Annotated in this window: 19 protein-coding genes; 11 read left to right on the forward strand and 8 right to left on the reverse strand. The window is 63.5% G+C overall.

Annotated elements, in window-relative coordinates; all coding sequences use genetic code 11:
* Positions 1-65 precede the first annotated feature (65 nt).
* From rpoN to ptsN, 3 genes are all read left to right on the forward strand, one after another.
* Positions 66-1,625 carry an RNA polymerase factor sigma-54 gene (rpoN, locus tag QTA58_RS06245; protein ID WP_289672113.1) on the forward strand — a complete coding sequence of 520 codons (1,560 nt, stop codon included), beginning with the start codon at positions 66-68 and terminating at the stop codon, positions 1,623-1,625.
* A 246-nt stretch (positions 1,626-1,871) separates the two neighbouring features.
* The gene (gene raiA, locus QTA58_RS06250; protein ID WP_085422109.1) at positions 1,872-2,447 is read left to right on the forward strand and encodes a ribosome-associated translation inhibitor RaiA; all 576 of its coding nucleotides are present in this window, start codon (positions 1,872-1,874) and stop codon (positions 2,445-2,447) included.
* Positions 2,448-2,525: 78 nt separating this feature from the next.
* Positions 2,526-2,990: a PTS IIA-like nitrogen regulatory protein PtsN gene (gene ptsN, locus QTA58_RS06255; protein WP_085422108.1), complete on the forward strand. Its 465-nt coding sequence runs from the start codon at positions 2,526-2,528 to the stop codon at positions 2,988-2,990.
* A gap of 628 nt (positions 2,991-3,618) precedes the next feature.
* Here ptsN and grpE read toward each other — a convergent pair.
* Entirely contained in the window at positions 3,619-4,275 is a 657-nt protein-coding gene (grpE, locus tag QTA58_RS06260) for a nucleotide exchange factor GrpE (RefSeq protein WP_289672114.1), read from the reverse strand.
* Positions 4,276-4,391: 116 nt separating this feature from the next.
* A complete protein-coding gene (gene hrcA / locus QTA58_RS06265; protein ID WP_085422106.1) occupies positions 4,392-5,474 on the reverse strand; it encodes a heat-inducible transcriptional repressor HrcA in 1,083 nt (360 codons plus the stop codon).
* A gap of 286 nt (positions 5,475-5,760) precedes the next feature.
* Between hrcA and rph the strand changes: the two genes are divergently transcribed.
* The 4 genes from rph (at position 5,761) to hemW (ending at position 8,912) form a co-directional block, all read left to right on the forward strand.
* Positions 5,761-6,477, forward strand: a complete 717-nt coding sequence (gene rph, locus QTA58_RS06270; RefSeq protein WP_289672115.1) for a ribonuclease PH — start codon at positions 5,761-5,763, stop codon at positions 6,475-6,477.
* A 166-nt stretch (positions 6,478-6,643) separates the two neighbouring features.
* On the forward strand, positions 6,644-7,048 hold the full coding sequence (locus tag QTA58_RS06275; protein WP_085423340.1) for a VOC family protein: 405 nt from the start codon (positions 6,644-6,646) through the stop codon (positions 7,046-7,048).
* 19 nt (positions 7,049-7,067) lie between these two features.
* Positions 7,068-7,712 (forward strand): RdgB/HAM1 family non-canonical purine NTP pyrophosphatase, encoded by a 645-nt coding sequence (rdgB, locus tag QTA58_RS06280; protein ID WP_289672116.1) that lies wholly within the window; start codon positions 7,068-7,070, stop codon positions 7,710-7,712.
* A 6-nt stretch (positions 7,713-7,718) separates the two neighbouring features.
* Positions 7,719-8,912 carry a radical SAM family heme chaperone HemW gene (gene hemW, locus QTA58_RS06285; RefSeq protein WP_289672117.1) on the forward strand — a complete coding sequence of 398 codons (1,194 nt, stop codon included), beginning with the start codon at positions 7,719-7,721 and terminating at the stop codon, positions 8,910-8,912.
* A gap of 7 nt (positions 8,913-8,919) precedes the next feature.
* On the opposite strand, the gene QTA58_RS06290 is transcribed toward hemW, so the two are convergent.
* The 5 genes from QTA58_RS06290 to mutM all read right to left on the reverse strand — a co-directional run bounded on the left by QTA58_RS06290 (position 8,920) and on the right by mutM (position 14,195).
* Complete coding sequence (locus tag QTA58_RS06290) at positions 8,920-9,540, reverse strand: LysE family transporter (protein ID WP_085422103.1); 621 nt, start codon at positions 9,538-9,540, stop codon at positions 8,920-8,922.
* A 64-nt stretch (positions 9,541-9,604) separates the two neighbouring features.
* A complete protein-coding gene (gene dnaA / locus QTA58_RS06295; protein WP_289672118.1) occupies positions 9,605-11,170 on the reverse strand; it encodes a chromosomal replication initiator protein DnaA in 1,566 nt (521 codons plus the stop codon).
* Between the two features lie 849 nt (positions 11,171-12,019).
* The gene (gene rpsT, locus QTA58_RS06300; protein ID WP_085422101.1) at positions 12,020-12,286 is read right to left on the reverse strand and encodes a 30S ribosomal protein S20; all 267 of its coding nucleotides are present in this window, start codon (positions 12,284-12,286) and stop codon (positions 12,020-12,022) included.
* 210 nt (positions 12,287-12,496) lie between these two features.
* Positions 12,497-13,270, reverse strand: a complete 774-nt coding sequence (locus tag QTA58_RS06305) for an enoyl-CoA hydratase (protein ID WP_085422100.1) — start codon at positions 13,268-13,270, stop codon at positions 12,497-12,499.
* Between the two features lie 46 nt (positions 13,271-13,316).
* On the reverse strand, positions 13,317-14,195 hold the full coding sequence (mutM, locus tag QTA58_RS06310) for a bifunctional DNA-formamidopyrimidine glycosylase/DNA-(apurinic or apyrimidinic site) lyase (RefSeq protein WP_289672119.1): 879 nt from the start codon (positions 14,193-14,195) through the stop codon (positions 13,317-13,319).
* 159 nt (positions 14,196-14,354) lie between these two features.
* On the opposite strand from mutM, the gene ubiE reads away from it, so the two are divergent.
* The 4 genes from ubiE (at position 14,355) to QTA58_RS06330 (ending at position 19,100) form a co-directional block, all read left to right on the forward strand.
* Positions 14,355-15,131, forward strand: a complete 777-nt coding sequence (gene ubiE / locus QTA58_RS06315) for a bifunctional demethylmenaquinone methyltransferase/2-methoxy-6-polyprenyl-1,4-benzoquinol methylase UbiE (RefSeq protein WP_289672120.1) — start codon at positions 14,355-14,357, stop codon at positions 15,129-15,131.
* A 242-nt stretch (positions 15,132-15,373) separates the two neighbouring features.
* Entirely contained in the window at positions 15,374-16,936 is a 1,563-nt protein-coding gene (gene ubiB / locus QTA58_RS06320) for a 2-polyprenylphenol 6-hydroxylase (protein ID WP_085422097.1), read from the forward strand.
* Between the two features lie 99 nt (positions 16,937-17,035).
* Entirely contained in the window at positions 17,036-18,331 is a 1,296-nt protein-coding gene (locus tag QTA58_RS06325; protein ID WP_289672121.1) for a hypothetical protein, read from the forward strand.
* Positions 18,318-19,100: a hypothetical protein gene (locus QTA58_RS06330; protein ID WP_289672122.1), complete on the forward strand. Its 783-nt coding sequence runs from the start codon at positions 18,318-18,320 to the stop codon at positions 19,098-19,100. The genes QTA58_RS06325 and QTA58_RS06330 overlap by 14 nt, the downstream gene beginning before the upstream one ends.
* On the opposite strand, the gene QTA58_RS06335 is transcribed toward QTA58_RS06330, so the two are convergent.
* Complete coding sequence (locus QTA58_RS06335; protein WP_289672123.1) at positions 19,097-20,371, reverse strand: MFS transporter; 1,275 nt, start codon at positions 20,369-20,371, stop codon at positions 19,097-19,099. The genes QTA58_RS06330 and QTA58_RS06335 overlap by 4 nt on opposite strands.
* Positions 20,372-20,423 lie beyond the last annotated feature (52 nt).

The following is a 20,423-nucleotide window of genomic DNA, read 5'->3' on the forward strand; positions in this document are numbered from 1 at the left end:
AAGCGTGGGTCGCCGCTTCATGAAGGAGCGGCGCAGGGAGATTCCAGGGGAGTTTCGCGTCCGTCATGGGTTTATCCGCCAGCCTTTTCCTGAGGCAGACTCAATCGCTGGTGATGACGCCGCAGCTGATGCAATCCATCCAGCTGCTGCAGATGACGCATTTCGAGCTCACCCAGTTCATCGCCCAGGAAGTCGAGAAGAATCCGCTGCTCGAAATCGCGTCAGACGGCGGCGAAAACGGCGCCGAAACGGGCTTTGAGGACAACCAGGCCTTTTCCGATTCCGAAAGCGGGGGCGACGGCACCGACGGGGCGACCGACGGGCACTGGTACGAAGGCACCTCCTCCTCCATCACGGCAGAACGGCTCGACGAAGGGCTCGATACGGGGTTCGAAAACGTCTTTCCCGACGACGGCCCGGCGCGGCGCGCAGACGCACCGGAATTGCTCAGCCAGTGGAAAAGCATGCCGGGCGGGGAAGCCGGCGAGGATTACGACCTGGACGACTTCGTCGCCGGCCAGGTGACGCTGCGCGACCACATGAACCAGCAGGTCCCCTTTCTTCTCGGCGGCGCGGCCGACCGCCTCGTCGCCCAGCACCTGGTCGACCAGCTCGACGAGGCCGGCTACCTGCAGGGAGACCTCCAGGAAATCGCGGCCCGCCTCGGCAAGCGCGCCGAGGACGTGGAGGCCATTCTGCAGGCGCTGCAGACGCTCGACCCGCCGGGCGTCTTCGCCCGCTCGCTCAGCGAATGCCTGGCGATACAGCTTCGTCAGAAAAACAGGCTGGACCCGGCCATGGAGGCGCTCGTCAACCATCTGGAACTGCTTGCCAAGCGCGACTTCGCGTCGCTCAGGAAAATCTGCGGCGTCGACGACGAGGACCTGATCGACATGCTGGCGGAAATCCGCGGGCTCAATCCGAAGCCGGGCGCCGGGTTCGAAAGCGGCGTTTCCGAGACGATCGCGCCCGATATCGTCGTTCGCGCCGCGCCGGACGGAAGCTGGATGGTCGAGCTCAATCCCGACACGCTGCCGCGCGTGCTGGTGAACCAGGCCTATTTCCAGAAGGTCGCGAAGAACTGCCCGAAGAACGGCGAGGACCACAATTTCCTCTCCGAATGCCTGCAGAACGCCAACTGGCTGACCCGCAGCCTCGACCAGCGGGCAAAGACGATCATGAAGGTGGCGGCCGAAATCGTCCGGCAGCAGGACGCCTTCCTGATGCACGGCGTCGACCACCTGCGGCCGCTCAATCTGAAGACGGTCGCCGAGGCGATCAAAATGCATGAATCGACGGTGAGCCGCGTCACCTCCAACAAATACATGCTGACGCCCAGAGGCCTGTTCGAGCTCAAATATTTCTTCACCGTCTCGATCGGCTCGGCCGAGGAAGGCGGCGACAGCCATTCGGCCGAAGCGGTGCGTCACCGCATCCGCCAGATGATCGCCCAGGAGACGCCGGACGCCGTGCTTTCCGACGACGACATCGTGATCAGCCTGAAGCGCGGCGGCGTCGAGCTTGCCCGCCGCACCGTCGCGAAATACCGCGAGGCGATGAACATCCCCTCCTCCGTACAGCGCCGGCGGGAGAAACGCGCGCTTGCCAAGGTCGCGGCTTTCTAGGCCGCGCACCCGCGCGCCGAAGCCTCTCCCGGACTACGTCGAATTCCTGATGCCCGCGACCGTTGACATTCCCGGCCCCGGACGCTAGAAGCCCGCCGCAATTGCACGGAACATGGTACGGACAATCCCACTATCCAGCAGGCATCGATTGCAGCAATTTGGCCTTGTCGCATGCGAATGGCTTGGATGAGGGGGCGGCTTGGCGTAGACTGAAACACGCAAGTCACGACAAGAAGGAAAAATTCCATGAGTGTGCGTGTATCCGGTAAGCATATGGAAATTGGCGATTCGTTCCGTCAAAGGATCGAGGAGCAGATCGGTGAGGCAGTGGCCAAGTACTTCGACGGGGGGTATGCCAGCCAGGTCATCGTGGAAAAGTCCGGTTCGCGCTTTTCGGCTGACTGCAAGGTGCATCTCGACACCGGGATCGTCCTGCATGCGGCGGGAGAGGCGAATGATCCGCAGGGCAGTTTCGATGCCGCGGCAGAGCGGATCGAGAAGCGGCTGCGCCGCTACAAGCGGCGGCTCAAGGATCATCATGCGGGCAACCACATGAACGGCCACGCGGAAGTCGCCTACACCGTCATGGACCGCATACCGGATGAAGCGGATGAACTGCCCGAGGATTTCGCGCCGACCATCGTCGCCGAAAGCTCGAAGCAATTGAAGACAATGTCGGTGGCAAGCGCCGTGATGGCGCTGGACATGACCGACGAACCGGTTCTCCTGTTCCGCAGCCCCGGCAAGGAAGAGTTGAACATCGTTTACCGCCGCAACGACGGCAATATTGGCTGGATCGATTCCACCAATATCAAGAACTGAACAATCTCGGGGAGAGCGTCGGGGACGGCGCTCCCCTTCGCCTGGAGCAAAGCTCTTGCGGCACAAAGGATGACGAGAATGGCATTGGCAGATTTGCTGCAGCAAGATGCGATTATTCCTGCCCTCAAAGTGAATTCCAAAAAGCAGCTCCTGCAGGAACTGGCGGCGAAAGCTTCCAAAATCACCGGCGTCGCGGAACGGGAAATCTTCGACGTCATCCTGCAGCGGGAAAGGCTCGGCTCCACCGGCGTCGGCCATGGCATCGCCATTCCGCACGGCAAGCTCAACAGCATCTCCTCGATCAAGGGCATTTTCGCGCGCCTGGAAGCGCCGGTCGATTTCGAAGCGCTCGACGACGAGCCGGTCGACCTCGTCTTCCTGCTGCTCGCACCGGAAGGCGCCGGCGCCGACCATCTGAAGGCGCTGTCGCGGATTGCCCGCGTACTGCGCGACCAGGAACTGGTGGCCAAGCTGCGCAAGACCGATTCCGCCTCGGCGATCTACGCCTTCCTCAACGAGGAACAGGCCAACCACGCCGCGTGACGGCAAACGGATTTTCGTGGGGACGAGACGAAGCCGCCCGGCTGCCGAAACGGCGCCGGGCGGCTTTGGTTTTGGATTGGATGCGCTCCCGCGCTGCCCCTCATCCGCCCTGCCGGGCACCTTCTCCCCGCGAGCGGCAGGGCAATTGCATCTGAGCAAAATATGCTGATGCTTCTGTGGAAAGACGAGGCGGCAGCGCGCTCACCTTCTCCCCAGCGGGGAGAAGGTGGTCCGAAGGACCGGATGAGGGGGGGCGAAGCCAAACTCCAGCGATGCGTTTGCCGCGTGTACACTCCCTCATCGCCTCGCTTTGCTCGGCACTTCTCCCCGCTGGGGAGAAGAGGGCGCAAGCCGAACTTGCTCGGTTCCTCATATGCGATTGCCCGCCCTTACGGGGAGAAGGGGATATGCCGCGCCGGCTTCCTTAACCGCAACCGGAAAGTTCGGCGCGTCCCCTCTCCCCGCATGCGGGGAGAGGGTTAGGGTGAGGGGCAAATTCCCAGAAGCACGCGGCAGTTAGAGCGTTTCAGCTTTTCATGGAAACGCAGAACCGCTCTAACCTTTTGATTTTACGCAATTCCGGACGGAAAACCGCTTCACACTTTTCCTGGAATTGCTCTAGCGCCAATCACGCGTTCTTTTCGCCTGCGGTTTCGGCCGCCGGAGCTTCCTGCTTCGGACCGCCCTTGGCGACCCCGACCATGGCCGGACGCAGAACGCGTTCGCCGATCGTGAAGCCGGCCTGGACGACCTGAACCACCGTGTTGTTCGGCACGGCCGTGTCCGGGATTTCGAACATCGCCTGGTGGAAGTTCGGATCGAACCTCTGGCCTTCCGCCTCGATCTTCTTCACGCCGTGCCGCTCCAGCGCCGAGAGCATGGAACGCTCGGTCATTTCCACGCCTTCGAGAAGCGTGCTCAACGTGGCATCGGCGCCGGCGCGCATTTCGGTCGGCACGGCGTCCAGCGCCCTGCGCAGGTTGTCCGAAACGGCGAGCATGTCGCGCGCGAAGCCGGCCACGGAATAGGACTTGGCATCCTTCACGTCGCGCTCGGTGCGGCGGCGCAGGTTGTCCATCTCGGCGGCAAGCCGCAGGAAGCGATCGCGCAATTCGGCATTCTCGTTTTTCAGCACGTCAAGCGGATCGGGCTCCTGGACTGCCTCTGCGGCCGGCGTTTCTGCGGCATTCTCCGCGGCCGTCTCCTCGAGAGCAGACGCCACGGCTTCCGCCGTGTTTTCGGCGGCAGTTGCGTCAGGTCCGTTCTTCTTGGTTTCGTCGGTCATGACGGTCTCCGGTTATTCTTGCTTGGATTTCTGGGCTCGGATTCGTGCCCGATATCGAGGTTTAAAGCGAAAAAATCAAGGCTTGGCGGGAAACTTGGGGCTGAGGTCCGCGGAGATCACCGCGACAGCCGCGCCAGGAGCTGGGCGGTGTAATCCACCATCGGCACGATGCGGGAATAATTGAGCCGCGTCGGGCCGATGACGCCGACGGCGCCGATGATGCGGTCCTCTCCGTCGCGATAGGGCGCCACGATGAGCGAGGAACCCGAAAGCGAAAAGAGCTTGTTTTCCGAGCCGATGAAGATGCGCACGCCCGGCCCCCGCTCGGCAAGATCGAGGATCTCGAGCAGGCTGTCCTTCTTTTCGAGATCGTCGAAGAGAAGGCGCAGGCGGTCCAGATCGGCCGCGTCGTCGAGGCCCTGAAGCAGGTTGGCGCGGCCGCGCACGATAAGCTGGCTCGGCTTGCCTTCCTCGCTGTTGTCGCCCGACCAGACGGCCAGTCCGCGCTCGACGAGATCCTGCGAGAGAGCATAAAGCTCGCCCTGCACCTCGTCCTTGAGCTTCTTCAACTGGCCGCGCAGGTCCGGCAGCGTCTGGCCGGTCAGATGGGCGTTCAGGAAATTGGCCGCCTCGGTGAGCTGCGACGACGTGACCCCCGCCGGCAGCTCGATGATGCGGTTTTCCACCTGGTTGTGATCGCCGACCAGCACCGCCAGCGCCTTGGTGGGCTCCAGGCGGATGAACTCGACATGTTTCAGCACCGGATCGCTTTTCGCGGTGATGACGAGGCCGGCGCCGCGCGACATGCCGGACAGCACCAGGCTCGCCTCCGCCATCAGGCTCTCCATCGGCTGGTCGCGGTCCGCCGGGCGGATCTGCCGGTCGATGCTGGCCCGCTCCTCCTCCGACAGGTCACCCACCTGCATGAAGGCGTCGACGAAGAACCTGAGGCCCGACTGGGTGGGCAGCCGGCCGGCGCTGATATGCGGCGAGTAGATGAGGCCCAGTTCCTCCAGATCGCTCATCACATTGCGCACGGAGGCCGGCGAGAGCGACATGGGCAGCAGGCGGGACAGGCTGCGGGAGCCGAGCGGCTCGCCCGTCTCAAGATAGCTCTCGACGATGCGGCGGAAAATTTCGCGCGAACGGTCATCGAGCACAGAGCCGCTCTCCCTACCCGCCGGTGCCGAAAAACCCATCTAAACCTTCACCAATCCGTTGATCCCACGGAAAATATAATCATTCGCCCGCGTCTTCGCAAAAGGGAAATCGCCCGGGCGATGATCACGGCCATTCAAAAAGCAGGCTCCCTCCCGGCGGCGGTTCCCGCGGGATTTCCAGTTTTCGCAATTCCGGACGGAAAACCGCTTCGCACTTTTCCTGGAATTGGAGATTTTCAGTTTTCGCAATTCCGGACGGAAAACCGCTTCGCACTTTTCCTGGAATTGCTTTAGAAGGCAGAAACCGAAATCCAGGGAGCAAAAAATGCGGCCTTCAGGCAGACAGACGAACCAGATGCGCAAGGTCTCTTTCGAGCGCAATTTTTCGAAGCACGCAGAAGGCTCCTGCCTCGTCAAATTCGGCGACACGCACGTGCTCTGCACCGCAAGCCTCGAAGACAAGACGCCGCCGTGGCTCAGGAATTCCGGCAAGGGCTGGGTGACCGCGGAATACGGCATGCTGCCGCGCGCCACCGGCGAGCGCATGAAGCGCGAGGCCGCAGCCGGCAAGCAGGGCGGCCGCACGCAGGAAATCCAGCGGCTGATCGGCCGCTCGCTGCGCGCCGTCGTCGATCTCGAAGCGCTCGGCGAACGGCAGATCACCGTCGACTGCGACGTCATCCAGGCGGATGGCGGCACGCGCACCGCCTCGATCACCGGCGGCTGGGTGGCGCTCTACGACTGCCTGAAATGGATGGAAGCCCGCTCGATGATCAAGGTCGAGAAGGTGCTGAAGGATCACGTGGCGGCGATTTCCTGCGGCATCTTCGCCAGCCAGCCGGTGATCGACCTCGATTACCTCGAAGATTCCGCGGCCGAGACGGATGCCAATTTCGTCATGACCGGCGCGGGCGGCATCGTGGAGGTGCAGGGCACGGCCGAAGGCGCGCCCTTCAGCCAGGAAGAATTCCTGCAGCTTCTGGCGCTCGCGCAGGCGGGCACGCAGGAACTGGTGGCGCTGCAGAAACAGGCGATTGCATAAGATATTGCCCCTCACCCTAACCCTCTCCCCGTTCTGACGGGGAGAGGGAACGTGCCCCGCGAAACGTCGTATCTGCGGAAAACGGCGCGGCAAATACCCTTCTCCCCGCGTGCGGGGAGAAGGTGCCGGCAGGCGGATGAGGGGCCGCGGCAAGGAGAGGGAAATTATGATCGAAGGCATTCTCGAAACCGCGCTCTATGCCGACGACCTCGATGCGGCGGAGGCGTTCTACGGCGGTGTGCTCGGGCTCGAAAAGGTGCTGCGCGCCGGCAACCGGCACGTCTTCTTCCGCTCGGGGCCGGGCATCCTGCTGATCTTCAATCCGGCTGAAACGATAAAGCCGCCGCCGGCCGACGCGCTGCCCGTGCCGCCGCACGGCACGACGGGTCCCGGACATGTCTGTTTCCGCATGAGCGACGAGGCGATTGACAGGCTCAAGGAAAAGCTCAACAAGGCAGGCATTGCCATCGAAAGCGATTTCCGCTGGCCGAACGGCGCCCGCTCGATCTATTTCCGCGATCCCGCCGGCAACAGCCTGGAATGCGCAGAGCCGAGGCTCTGGGGGCTCTGACATCTCGAATAGGAATTTTATGCGCAAGCTCGATACCAAGACCATCGTCGTCGCCAGCCACAATGCCGGAAAAATCCGCGAGATCGCAGAACTGATCGGGCCGCTCGGCTTTTCGGCGAAATCGGCCGCCGAGCTGAAGTTCGAGGAGCCGGACGAGACCGGCACGACCTTCGAGGAAAATGCCGCGATCAAGGCGCTCGCCTCGGCCAGGGCTTCCGGCCTGCCGGCGCTGTCCGACGATTCCGGCCTCGTGATCGATGCGCTCGACGGCGCGCCGGGGGTCTATACCGCCGACTGGGCCGAACGCGAGGACGGCACGCGCGACTTCTACATGGCGATGGAGAAGGTCGAAAAGGCGCTTCAGGAAAAAGGGGCCACGGCACCCGAGCAGCGCACCAGCCGCTTCGTCAGCGTGCTCTGCCTCGCCTGGCCGGACGGGCATACCGAATTCTTCCGCGGCGAGGTGGAAGGCACCGTCGTGTGGCCGCCGCGCGGGACGCAGGGGTTCGGCTACGATCCCGTCTTTCAGCCGGACGGCTACGAGACTACCTTTGGCGAAATGAGTTCCGAAGAAAAGCATGGCTGGAACATCGGCAAGCCGCAGGCGCTCTCCCACCGGGCGCGCGCCTTCAAGCGCTTCGTCGAAACCTGCCTGGAGGCCTGAGTTCCTTTGAACGCCACTAGCCCCCTTCTGCCCGATACGCTCCTGCCCGATACCGGGGAGCCCGGATTTGGGGTTTACGTGCATTGGCCGTTCTGCGCGGCCAAATGCCCCTATTGCGACTTCAACAGCCATGTGCGCCACCAGCCGGTGGACCAGCCCCGTTTTACCGCTGCCTTCCTCAGAGAAATGGAAACGATGCGGAAGATGAGCGGGCCGAAGACCGTCACCAGCATTTTTCTCGGCGGCGGCACCCCGTCGCTGATGGATCCGGCGACGGTCTCGGCGATCCTCGACGGCATCGCGAAGCACTGGCATGTGCCTAACGGCATCGAGATCACCATGGAGGCCAATCCCTCCAGCGTGGAGGCCACGCGTTTCCGCGGCTACCGGAACGCCGGCGTCAACCGCGTCTCGCTCGGCGTGCAGGCGCTGAACGACCAGGACCTGAAATTCCTCGGACGGCTGCATGACGTCGCCGACGCCTTGAAGGCGATCCGGCTGGCGCGCGACATCTTTCCGCGCATGTCGTTCGACCTCATCTACGCCCGGCCGAACCAGACGGTGGAGGCCTGGGAAAGGGAGCTGCAGGAAGCCATTTCCTACGCGGTGGACCACCTGTCGCTCTACCAGCTGACGATCGAGGAGGGGACGCCCTTTTTCGGGCTCGCCAAGGCGGGCAAGCTGATCGTGCCGGACGGCGACCAGTCGGCAGCGCTCTACGAGGCGACGCAGGAGATTACCGCGCGGCACGGCATGCCGGCCTACGAGGTTTCCAACCATGCGCAGCCCGGCGCCGAAAGCCGGCACAACCTGACCTACTGGCGTTACGGCGATTATGCCGGCATCGGTCCCGGCGCGCATGGCCGGTTGACCCGCGGCCGCAACAAGATCGCAACCTCCACGGAGCGGCGGCCGGAAACCTGGCTCGAACAGGTGGAACGCGTCGGCCACGGCTTGCTGGACGAGGAAATCCTCGGCTTCGAGGAACAGGCGGACGAACTGCTGCTCATGGGCCTCAGGCTCAGGGAAGGCGTCGACCTGGCGCGCTGGCAGCAGCTTTCCGGCCGCGACCCCGACCCGATCCGCGAGGAACGTCTCCTGGAGCACGGCTTCATCGAGCGGCTCGGCAATTCGCGGCTGCGCTGCACGCCGTCGGGCATGCTGATCCTGGATGCGGTTGTCGCCGATCTGGCGTGCTGAACGCCCCCTATCGCGGCGACAGCAAGAGCCTCGTGCCGAAACCGACGAAAACCAGGCCGACGCCGAGATCGATCTTCCTCTTGGCCTTCAGATAGGCCGCCGCGACCCTCCGGTGGGTAATGAGGCCGATCAGGCAGGTATAGTAGACCGTCGAAACAGTGATCATCACGGCGACCGCCACGAGCCCATAGAGGAAGGGCGTGCCGGCCGGCATGGTCGCGGCAAAAAGGCTCGCGACGAAAAGCGCCGACTTGGGATTGGCGAGATTGGTGGCGAGCCCCATGCGGTAGGCGGTCGGGAGCGGCACGTCGGCCTTCTGCGTGCCCAGATCGGCGGCCTGCCGGGATTTGCGCACGTCCAGAAAGATCCTGCAGCCCAGCCAGACCAGATAAAGTCCGCCGACGATCTTCAGCGCCAGATAGGCGAAGGGTGCGGCCTGGAAAAGGACGTTGATCCCCAGCCAGCCGGCGAGGCCCCAGAGACACGTGCCCGTGATGGTGCCGCAGGCCGCAACGATCGCGACCCGCCGTGGCGCGGTCAGCGCATAGCGCATGACCAGCAGCGTGTTGGGCCCCGGCGTAATGCACGCCACGGCCCAGATCGTTGCGACGGAGAGAAGGAATGTCACTTCTGTTTTTCGCCTTCACGCGACTGCGGACGCAAGACGCTCCGCAATGTCGCCTGACCTGCCCTTACGCGTTGTTCTCGTTGATCAGCCGCTTCAGAAGCTCGATCTCGTGGCTGAGCTTGGTGTCTCCCGAGATCAGCTCCTCGATCTTGCGGACCGCATGCAGCACGGTCGTATGATCGCGACCACCGAAACGGCGGCCGATTTCCGGAAAGGAGCGCGGCGTCATGGTCTTCGACAGATACATGGCGACCTGGCGCGGCTTGACGATGACGCGGGTGCGCCGGTTCGAGACCAGTTCCTGGCGCGAGACATTGTAGTGCCGCGCGACGATGCGCTGGATGTCCTCGATGCGGACGCGCTTGGCTTCGCCGGCGCCGACCAGATGGGCGAGCAGTTCGTCCACCCGCTCGATCGACAGCGACGGCTCGAAGGAGCGGCGGAAAAGGAGCTGGTTGAACGCACCTTCCAGTTCACGGCCGCTGCTCGCCACGTTGCGCGCCACATGGGAGAGGATTTCCACCGGGATGTCGAGAGACGGATCGTCCTGGCGGGCAATCGCCAGCCGCCCCTTCAGCATCGCCAGACGCATCTCGTAATCCGGCGTCTCGACCTCGATCGCGACACCGCCCTGAAGACGGGACCGGACGCGCGGATCGAGCGATTCCAGCTCCCAGGGAGCGCGGTCGGCGGCGACCACGACCTGCTTGGCGCTGTCGAGCAGCATGTTCAGGAGATGGCAGAACTCGTTCTGGATCATCTTGCCCTGCAGGAACTGCATGTCGTCGATGATCAGGAGATCGATGTTGCGCAGCGAGTCCTTCAGCGTCAGCGCGTCATTGTCGCGGATCGCGGTCGCGAAGCGCCACATGAAATATTCCGCCGTCAGATAGACCACCCGCGGCATGCGCTCGCTGCCGACGGCGGCATTGGCGATCGCCTGGAGGAGGTGCGTCTTGCCGAGGCCGACGCCGGAATGAATGAAGAGCGGATTGAAGCGCACGGCGCCCGCGCCGGCTTCGGCGATCGTCCTGGCGGCGGCGAGCGCGACCCGGTTCGACGGGCCTTCGACGAAGGTGTCGAAGGTGAAGCGGCTGTCGAGCGGCGAGCCGAAGAGCGGACCCGGAGCCTGGGAGGGACGGGCCGAGGCGGCGGCCGGCGGCGAGAAGGCGGCTATCTTGCCGATCTCGCGCGGCGCCTGCGGACGCTGGAAGGACTGGGCCGGCGCCGGTTCCGGTGAAAGAGCACGCTCCTCGCCCGCGGCGGGAGCGCGGGTGCTGCGGCTTGCGCTGCGCACCAGGATTTCCACCTTGAGAATCTCGGAATCCTCTGCCTGGAAGATGGACGTGATCAGATCGAGATACCGGTTGTTGATCCAGGATTTCAGAAAGGTCGTCGGCACCGTGAGCCTGACCACGCTCTTCGAAATCGAATGCAGCTTCAAACGCCCGAACCAGCTTGCATAAACGTCCTGACCGACCTGTGCTTTCAAACGTGTGCTGAACCGCTCAAAAAGAGCATCATGCTTCATTTCGGATGTTTCCCCTGCCGCCTGGGGGCAAATTGAATCGAGTGCCTTCCGTGCGTGGTCCCCATTACCTGCACGGGCCGATACGGTATTCATCTGCATTATTCGCCGCCTTCCAAATAATAGCCCGGCGGACTTTGTTTTGCCGCCAGAACAAACCTCGTTTCAAGGCAACGCAAACCATTCCCACTCATTGAGAACCGTCGCCGCCCGTCCCCTTTTTCAAAACTTTCTCCCGCCTCGCAGCCGATCGAAAGCATTGCCCGGTCCGCTTCGCATGCGGCCAAGCTCGCGGAAGCCACCCCGCGCAAACGAACGCCTCATCCTCATCATGAGCCGCCCGAACCTCTTTCCTCCTTCATCCGGCACCAGGACCGGGTTCAAGTTGACAAAAATCGACCCTCTCCGGAAAATACCTCTTTTCCGGCTGCAACCGATGGTAAATCTGGAAAACGGGAAAAGGTCTCCCGTAGCAAGGGGCAAAAAGTCTACGCGCCGTCGTAAATCGACGGTTGCCGGCAGCCTCTGAAGTAATCCCCGCGCCCTTTGCTGGAACCCATTTAGGCAGGATCAAATGCCAAGATCAATGATGAATTTTACGCAAAATTAAGAGGCGGGCGTTGACTCGGGAAGCGTGATTTGAATGTCACAGAGGCATTCATGGAGAATCGCTGTTGAATCAATGGGATTCAAAAATGACATACATTCCCGGCCATTGTTCACAGAAAAAATAAAAATCTTCTTGACTCATCCGGGCAGATCTCCGGCCCTCAAAAAGTCACACGAAGACTCATGCACCTCTCACAAGCCTTTGATTTTATGTGATATTTTATGTCACGGCCCTGACACGAAAATGTTAATGAGCCGGATAAGCATATGGAAACCTGAGAGAATCACAAAAAGCCCGGTCAATCAGACCAGGCTTCGTCATGATACAATTTTAAAGATCGATCAGGCCGAGAGGGCCTTCACACGCGCCGCAAGACGGGAGACCTTCCGGGATGCCGTGTTGCTGTGCAGCACACCCTTGGAGGCTGCGCGCTGGATCTCCGGCTGGGCAGCCTTGAGCGCTTCGGCAGCAACAGCGAGATCGCCGGATGCGATGGCTTCCTCGACCTTGCGGATGAAGCCACGGACGCGCGAACGGCGAGCCTTGTTGACTGCGGTACGGCGAGCGATCTTGCGGGTCGCCTTTTTCGCCGAAGTTGTATTGGCCATTTATGCCTCTCTACGAATTCGAACCAAACTCCGCCACTGCCGCGCCGGTCCTGCGACCCTTCATCCAGCAATTCGGGAGCAATAGAGGAAGCCGTGATCAGGCTTTCCCAACTGTGGGCGGGCATATAACCGGAATGGCCGCCCCCGTCAACGCAGATTTTGCCGGCGCAGGCTTCGGCAACGCGCAATTTGATCGAAGGCGGCCGCCGTTCAGCGGTTGGAGAACTGCGGCTTGCGCTTTTCCATGAAGGCCGCCATGCCTTCCTTCTGGTCGGCCGTGGCAAACAGCGAATGGAAAAGCCGCCGCTCGAAACGCAGGCCTTCGCCAAGCGTCGTCTCGAAGGAACGGTTGACCGCCTCCTTCGCCATCAGGACCGCCGCGCGCGGGAAGGAGGCGATCTTCTCCGCCGCCCCGACCGCCTCTTCGATCAGCCGTCCGGGCTCGACGATCCGGGCCACCAGCCCTGCCCTTTCCGCTTCCGCGGCATCCATCATCCGGCCGGTCAGCACCAGGTCCATGGCCTTCGCCTTGCCGACGGCGCGCGTCAGGCGCTGCGAACCGCCCATGCCGGGGATGACACCGAGCGTGATTTCCGGCTGGCCGAATTTCGCGGTCTCCGAGGCGATGATGAAGTCGCACATCATGGCAAGCTCGCAGCCGCCGCCGAGCGCGAAGCCGGAGACGGCGGCGATCATCGGTTTGCGGGTCGCAGCGATCGCTTCCCAGCCGGAGATGAAGTCGCCGACATAGGCGTCGACGAAATCGATGCCCTGCATCTCCTTGATATCGGCGCCGGCGGCAAAGGCCTTCTCCGAGCCCGTCAGGACGATCGCGCCGACGCCGTCATCCTTGCCGAAGGCGGCCAGCACGTCCTTCAGTTCGGCCATGACGGTCGAATTCAGGGCGTTCAGCGCCTTCGGGCGGTTCAGCGTGACGAGCGCCACCGGGCCGCGCATCTCGGTCAGCAGGGTCTCGTAGCTCATCCGGCGTCTCCTTTTATTCTGGCGGGCCTTATTATTCTGGCAGGCCTTATTTCTGGCAGGTGGGGCAATAGAACGTGGAACGGCCCGCCTGGGTGATGCGGGCGACCGTACCGCCGCAGCCCGGCGTACGGCAAGCCTCTCCCTCTCGATCGTAGACGGAGAAGGAATGCTGGAAATAACCGAGCGAGCCATCCGTCCGGATATGATCACGCAGCGACGAGCCGCCGGCGGCGATCGCATCGGCGATGACGTCGCGGATCGCATCGTTGAGAAGCGCAAGCTCCTTCTTCGGCTTTCCGGTCTTCGTCACGATGCTGCCGGCCGCCCGTTTCGGCGAAAGATGCGACCGCCACAGCGCCTCGCACACATATATATTGCCGAGGCCCGCCACGACCGTCTGGTCGAGAAGAGCCCCCTTGAGCGGCTGGTTCTTGCCCGAAAACCGCCCGGCTAGATAACCGGCGTCGAGCGCATTGCCCGTCGGCTCCGGCCCGAGCTCGGCGAAAGCGGGATAAAGATCGAGTTCGCTGCGCTTCCACAGATGCATGAAGCCGAAGCGGCGCGGATCGTTGTAGATGACCTTGAGCGGTCCTTTCTCGCGCGCCAGATGGAAGACGACATGGTCGTGCCTGCCGTCCTTCGAGCGCGGATGATGGAACGCGCCGGGCATCTCGTCCTCGATCCTGAACGATCCGGACATGCCGAGATGGCTGATGACGGTCAGATCGTCCTCCAGATCGATCAGCAGGTATTTGGCGCGGCGGCCGAGCGAGACAATTCGCCGCTCCCGAACCGCCTCGGCAAAGTTCTCCGGCAGGGGAAAGCGCAGATCCGGACGGTTCAGCTCGAGCTTCGCAATGACGGCGCCTTCCATCGCCGGGGCAAGGCCGCGCCGGACGGTTTCAACCTCTGGCAATTCGGGCATCTGTTCCTAACTTCCTGTTCCAACCGCACCGTTCCTGCTCTATAGACCGGACCGGATGCGCCGTCATTCATATTGGTATCCATAATGAGTGAGCCACAGATAGCGAGGCCCGACCGATTTCGCTATGGTCGGCCGGAATAGACGTTAAGGAGTTCACCGATGACCGAAGCCCGTACCAGCGCCGACGGCGGCATGGAGACATCCTATGGCTTCCGCAAGGTGGCGGACGGCGAGAAACAGGGCCTCGTCAACGACGTCTTCCACAAGGTCGCCAAGCGCTACGACGTCATGAACGACGTGATGTCGGCCGGCATGCACCGGGTCTGGAAGGATGCGATGGTGGCCGCTCTCAATCCGCGCAGGGATGCCGGCTACAAAACCCTGGATGTGGCGGGCGGCACGGGCGATGTCGCCTTCCGCATCGTCGAGGCCTCCGACCGCAAGGCGCATGTAACCGTGCTCGACATCAACGGCTCGATGCTTTCGGTCGGCGCCGAGCGGGCGGTGAAGAGGCGGCTTTCGGAAAACCTCGATTTCGTCGAAGCCAATGCCGAAACCCTGCCCTTCGAAGCCAATTCCTTCGACGCCTATACGATCGCCTTCGGCATCCGCAACGTGCCGCATATCGACGTGGCGCTCTCGGAAGCCTATCGCGTGCTCAGGCGCGGCGGACGGCTGCTGATACTGGAATTCTCCGAGGTGGAGATGCCGCTGCTGGAACGGTTCTACGACGAATGGTCGTTCAAGGCTATTCCGCGTTTCGGCAAGCTCATCACCGGCGACGCCGAGCCCTATCAATATCTCGTGGAATCCATCCGCAAGTTCCCGAACCAGGAGAATTTCGCGACGATGATCCGCAATGCCGGCTTCTCGCGCGTGACCTATACCAATTACACCGGCGGCATCGCGGCGCTGCATTCCGGCTGGAAGCTGTAAGGGATGGTTTTGCTCGTACGTTCAGGCATGTGCCCTCTTCTCCCCGGCGGGGAGAAGTGCCGAGCGCAGCGAGGCGACGAGGGGGTGTACATGCGGCACACTCTTCGCGCTTCGGATGGCTCCGCCCCCCTCATCCGGTCTCCCGAATCTATCGAAAGGCGGACCACCTTGCCCGGGGTCGAGCCACTCGTCTCGACCCGTCCTTCGGACCCCCGCTGGGGAGAAGGGAGAGGTGCCTGCGCATGAGCACGATCGGCGCCTATTTCCGGCTTGCCCGCGTGGGCTGGGTCCTTGTGCGCGAGGGCGTGGTCTCCGCCCTGCCCTCCCAGGGCCTGCCGCCTTCCGTCGGCCTCATGAAATCGCTGATCGAGCCGCTTGCGCGCAAGCGCTCGCTGAAACAGGCACGGAGCGAAAGGCTGACGCGCGCGGTCGACCGGCTCGGCCCGTCCTATGTGAAGATCGGCCAGTTCCTCGCGACGCGCCCGGACGTGGTCGGCGTCGACTGGGCGGTCGATCTAGCGCTCCTGCAGGACCGGATGGCCTATTTCCCGACCGAAGCCGCCAAGGCCGCCGTGGAAGGCTCGCTCGGGCGGCCGATCGCCGATCTCTATTCCTCCTTCGGCGAACCGATCGCCGCCGCCTCGATCGCGCAGGTGCACCCCTGCATGATCGGCGACAGGCAGGTGGCCGTGAAGGTGGTGCGCCCGGGCGTGCGCCAGCGCTTCGCCCATGACATCGAGAGCATGTACCTGCTTTCGCGCATGCAGGAGCGCTTCGTCCCCTCCAGCCGGCGCCTGAAGCCGGTCGAGGTGACGCGGACGCTCGAACAGACCACCAAGGTGGAGATGGACCTCAGGCTCGAAGCGGCCGGGCTTTCCGAAATCGCCGAGAACACGAAGGACGATCCGGGCTTCCGGGTGCCGCAGGTGGACTGGGAGCGTACCGGCCGCGACGTCCTCACCATGGAGTGGATCGACGGCATCAAGATGTCGGACCTGGCCGCCCTGCAGGCCGCCGGGCACGACCTCGAAAGGCTCGCGGAGGTGCTGATCCAGTCCTTCCTGCGCCATACGCTGCGGGACGGCTTCTTCCACGCCGACATGCATCCCGGCAATCTCTTCGTCGATGCCGCCGGCACGATCGTCGCGGTCGACATGGGCATCGTCGGGAGACTGGGCAAAAAGGAGCGGCGCTTCCTCGCCGAAATCCTCTACGGCTTCATCACCCGCGATTACATGCGCGTCGCCGAAGTGCATTTCGAGGCGGGCTATGTTCCCGCCCATCACGACGTCGCCGCCTTCGCGCAGGCGATCCGGGCGATCGGCGAGCCTATCCACGGCCAGCCGGCCGAAACGATCTCCATGGCGCGGCTGCTCGCCCTGCTCTTCGAGGTGACCGACCTTTTCGAGATGCAGACGCGGCCGGAACTCATCCTGCTGCAGAAGACCATGGTCGTCGTCGAAGGCGTGTCGCGCATGCTGAACCCGCGCTTCAACATGTGGAAGGCCGCCGAGCCGGTGGTCGGCGCCTGGATCCGCGACAATCTCGGGCCGAAGCGCGTGGTCTCCGACCTGCGCGACGGGCTGAAGGCGGCGGTGAAGCTTGCCGAGGCCGTGCCCGAGATCGCCGTCAAGACGGAGAAGTTCCACGAAGAGCTGCTGCGCATGAGCGAGCACGGCCTGCGCTTCGATCCGGAAACGGCCGAAGCCATCGGCAAGGCAGAAGCGCGGCACAACCGCTCCGGCCGCGTGGCGCTCTGGATCATCGCGCTTTCGCTGGTTTACTTCGCTTTCGCATTCGGCTGAGGCCCCCGCGGGGATCGTCTCATACGATCCGCAACCGGCCTTTATTCCGCCGGTTTCTTCATTCTCTGTTAAGGAATACATTCCTTTCGGAGACGGCCCATGGCGCTCGGCGCATCCCAACGCTTATCCGACGGCGTCGCGGCCGTCGAAACCATGACGCGTTTCGCGCTCGCCGTGCTGGCGCTCGCATCCGGCGTCTATACCTATCTCGGCGTGCGTTCGCTCCTCGACGGATCGCCGACCGCGGTCTTCTTCGCGGCGATCATCTATTCGGCCTCGGTCTCGGTCGGCATCTACGCCTTCTGGTCCTACATGGCGCGTTTCTATCCGCATATAACGACGCATACCGGGCGCACCGCCATGCTGGGCGTCATGGCGCTGGGCGCCGCGATGATCATCGCCATGTCGAGCTGGCTGAATGCCGCGGCCCTTGCCGGCTCGGCGGCACTCGAACAGCACCTCGCCGAAACGGTGGAGGACTACACGACCGATCTCGACCAGGCGCATCAGAACGCGCTGGCCGCCCAGAGCCTGCTGCCCGACATCCGGCGGGCTTCGGAGCGGTTCGGGCAGCTCGCCGCCTCCGAGCAGCAGTCGGGCGCGCTGACGGGCACGACCGGTTCGGGCAGCGTCGTGGCGCTGCTTTCGCAGATGTCGGCGCAGCTCAAGGAGCTGGAAAGCGGCATCAACGCGTCGCGCGAGCAGGTGACCAATCTCTTCAACGAAGGGCAGAAGCGGCTGGAGACCATGCGCACCCTGGTCTCGGCGCCGGGCCAGGTCGAGCCAAGGGCCGACCAGTTCTCGTCCGAAGTCGTGGCGCTGACCGGCGTCATCGCCTCGCTCGGCCAGACCTCGATCGCACCCTCGATCCGCCGCGCGGCCGACGACCTGTCGCTCGGGTTCATCGCGCCCGTCGCCGACGGCGGCAACGCCGATCTCGTCAACCGCCAGGACCAGGTCATGGAAACGGTGCGGGCATCGGTTGCGGCGCAATCGAAGGTACTGTCGCAGGCGGCCGACGAAATCCTCGCCCGCCCCGCCGTGCCGGAGCGGCGTTTCGTGCCGCTCTCCTCCGCCGAGGCCGTGCTGCGCTACGCTTCCGACTTCATTCCCGCCTGGGCCGGCGCCATCTCGATCGATCTCCTGCCGGGCGTGATGGTCTTCATCCTCGCCGTCGTGCACGGCGCGATCCGCAAACAGGAGGAGAAGCTGCCGTTTGCCGAACGGATCACCGCAGCCGAGCTTCTCCAGGCGCTGGAGGTGCAGCGCGCCGTCTCGGCCAAAGGCATCGATATCGAGGAGGCGGTCGCCGAGGCGGAGGCGCAGGAGCCGAACAACATCACCAATCTCGACCTGAAATCGCGCACGAGGGACCGGTCGCATGAGGATCGATGAGCCGATCAAGGCGCTGATGCGGCTCGACGACGGCGTGCTGATGCGCGGCGCCTTCTACATATTGCTGTCGGCCGCGGCCGTGTTCCTCCTCATCGACGTGCGCGACATCACCGCGATGAACGCGGCCCTGCCGGTTTACGATCCGGCGCATGAGGATCAGCCGGTGCTGCCGCCTGCTCTGACCGAAGGCGTTCCCGCGGCCCCGCCGGTGCAGCCGGCAAGCCCGAAGGAGGTGCTGCGCCAGCCGGTGAAATTCGAACTCGTCTCCGGCGGGATACTGCTGGCCGAGGGAACGATCGAACCGGGCGCGGCGGAACGCTTCGCCAAGGAAATCGAGGCGCGCGGCGAATATGTGAAGACGGTGGCGCTGAACTCCCCCGGCGGTTCCGTGGACGACGCGATCGCCATGTCGAAGCTGATCCGCGAGAAGAAGCTCGACACCAAGGTGGCTTCGAAAGCGCTCTGCGCCTCTTCCTGCCCGATCGTCTTTGCCGGCGGCGTCGGGCGGACAGCCGAGAAGGATGCGGTGGTCGGCGTGCATCAGGTCTTCAACGGCAGCCGCGAGCGGCCGACGGCGGAACAGGCCATGGCCGCCGCGCAGGCGACCACCGCGCGGGTCGCGCGGCATCTCGACCAGATGGGCATCGGCGCGGGGCTGTGGATCAACGCGCTCGAAACGCCGCCGGACCGGCTCTACTACCTGACGCCGAAGGAAATGGCCGATTTCAAGCTGACGACCGAGCCGGTCGCGACGGCGAAGAAGAGCTAGAGCGTTTCCTTCGCGATCCGCCTCGACTGCAGGGCAGCGAAAAGCGAAAGGAGCAGCATGACGCCGGTGAAGGCCGCGACCGCCCACCAGCCGTCGGCGCTCCAGAAATGCCCGCCGAGCGAGCCCGCCACGCTGGAGCCGAGATAATAGCCGAGCAGATAGAGCGAGGAGGCATGGCCCTTGGTGCCGCGCGCCAGCTTGCCGACCAGCGCGCTGGCGACCGAATGGGCCATGAAGAAGCCGGAGGTCAGGAGCACGATGCCGAGGATGATCGCCGAGAGCGGCGTCGCGAGGGTCGTGGCCACGCCGATGATCGCGATGACGACGCCGACCGGCATGACCAGGAAATGGCCGAAACGATCGCTCAGGTGACCGGCCGCCCAGGAGGCGGCGATGCCGAAGAGATAGACCGTGAAGATCAGGCCCAATTCGGTCTGGTTGAGACCGTAGGGCGCCGCGACCAGCCGGAAACCGGCGTAATTATAGATCGTCACGAAGGCGCCCATCATCAGGAAGCCGATGGCGAAGAGCAGAGCGAGCGCCGGGTTTTTAAGATGCCCGAGCCAGGCATCGACGTGGTAGCGCATATCCGACCTGCGGGGAATGAAGTTCCGCGACGGCGGCAGGAGGATCAGGAAGCCGACCGCCGCGAGAATGCCCATCACGCCGATGCCGGCAAGCGCCAGCCGCCATGAGAAATATTCCGCCAGCATGCCGGTGAAGACGCGGCCCGCCATGCCGCCGAAGGCATTGCCGGCGATATAAAGCCCCATCGAGGCGCCGAGACCCTTCGGATCGATCTCTTCCGACAGATAAGCCATCGCGACGGCCGGCACGCCGCCGAGCAGAAAACCTTCCAGCGCCCGGATGACGAGCAGCATGCGCCAATCCGGCATCACCGCACAGGCGATCGTGCAGAGCGAGGCGCCGAGTAGGGAGACGAACATCAGGCTGCGGCGGCCGAAACGCTCCGAAACCGGCGCGGCGCAGAAGATCGCAAAGGCCAGGAAGCCGGTGGAGAGGGAAAGCGACAGGGAGCTCGCGGCCGGGCTGACGCCGAAATCCTCCGAGAAGATCGGCATCAGCGGCTGCACGCAATAGAGCAGCGCGAATGTCGAGAAACCCGAGAGGAAGAAGGCCAGGCTGGCGCGGCGGTAAGCCGGCGTGCCGCGCACCAGGAACCGCTTCTCCTTCTCCCCGGATGCGGATTTGACCTGGTGAATATCGGATGAAGCGGGGATGTTTGCCAGAAGATCGGCGGCGCGGGACATGATCGAAAAGCCTTTCGTTATGAAACAGGTAGCCAGCAGCCGTCGATTTGTC

The sequence above is a fragment of the Neorhizobium sp. CSC1952 genome (genome assembly GCF_030378245.1).
In the GTDB taxonomy this organism is placed as follows: Bacteria; Pseudomonadota; Alphaproteobacteria; order Rhizobiales; family Rhizobiaceae; genus Neorhizobium; species Neorhizobium oryzae_A.

What these genes read in the sequence shown, in the direction of transcription:
- rpoN (WP_289672113.1), top strand. Translation starts at nt 66, where the DNA reads ATGGGTTTATCCGCCAGCCTTTTCCTGAGGCAGACTCAATCGCTGGTG.
- grpE (WP_289672114.1), bottom strand. Translation starts at nt 4,275, where the DNA reads ATGACCGACGAAACCAAGAAGAACGGACCTGACGCAACTGCCGCCGAA.
- QTA58_RS06330 (WP_289672122.1), top strand. Translation starts at nt 18,318, where the DNA reads ATGAGGATCGATGAGCCGATCAAGGCGCTGATGCGGCTCGACGACGGC.
- QTA58_RS06305 (WP_085422100.1), bottom strand. Translation starts at nt 13,270, where the DNA reads ATGAGCTACGAGACCCTGCTGACCGAGATGCGCGGCCCGGTGGCGCTC.
- dnaA (WP_289672118.1), bottom strand. Translation starts at nt 11,170, where the DNA reads ATGCAGATGAATACCGTATCGGCCCGTGCAGGTAATGGGGACCACGCA.
- ptsN (WP_085422108.1), top strand. Translation starts at nt 2,526, where the DNA reads ATGGCATTGGCAGATTTGCTGCAGCAAGATGCGATTATTCCTGCCCTC.
- mutM (WP_289672119.1), bottom strand. Translation starts at nt 14,195, where the DNA reads ATGCCCGAATTGCCAGAGGTTGAAACCGTCCGGCGCGGCCTTGCCCCG.
- QTA58_RS06275 (WP_085423340.1), top strand. Translation starts at nt 6,644, where the DNA reads ATGATCGAAGGCATTCTCGAAACCGCGCTCTATGCCGACGACCTCGAT.
- hrcA (WP_085422106.1), bottom strand. Translation starts at nt 5,474, where the DNA reads ATGGGTTTTTCGGCACCGGCGGGTAGGGAGAGCGGCTCTGTGCTCGAT.
- ubiE (WP_289672120.1), top strand. Translation starts at nt 14,355, where the DNA reads ATGACCGAAGCCCGTACCAGCGCCGACGGCGGCATGGAGACATCCTAT.
- rph (WP_289672115.1), top strand. Translation starts at nt 5,761, where the DNA reads ATGCGGCCTTCAGGCAGACAGACGAACCAGATGCGCAAGGTCTCTTTC.
- QTA58_RS06325 (WP_289672121.1), top strand. Translation starts at nt 17,036, where the DNA reads ATGGCGCTCGGCGCATCCCAACGCTTATCCGACGGCGTCGCGGCCGTC.
- QTA58_RS06335 (WP_289672123.1), bottom strand. Translation starts at nt 20,371, where the DNA reads ATGTCCCGCGCCGCCGATCTTCTGGCAAACATCCCCGCTTCATCCGAT.
- raiA (WP_085422109.1), top strand. Translation starts at nt 1,872, where the DNA reads ATGAGTGTGCGTGTATCCGGTAAGCATATGGAAATTGGCGATTCGTTC.
- rpsT (WP_085422101.1), bottom strand. Translation starts at nt 12,286, where the DNA reads ATGGCCAATACAACTTCGGCGAAAAAGGCGACCCGCAAGATCGCTCGC.
- rdgB (WP_289672116.1), top strand. Translation starts at nt 7,068, where the DNA reads ATGCGCAAGCTCGATACCAAGACCATCGTCGTCGCCAGCCACAATGCC.
- ubiB (WP_085422097.1), top strand. Translation starts at nt 15,374, where the DNA reads ATGAGCACGATCGGCGCCTATTTCCGGCTTGCCCGCGTGGGCTGGGTC.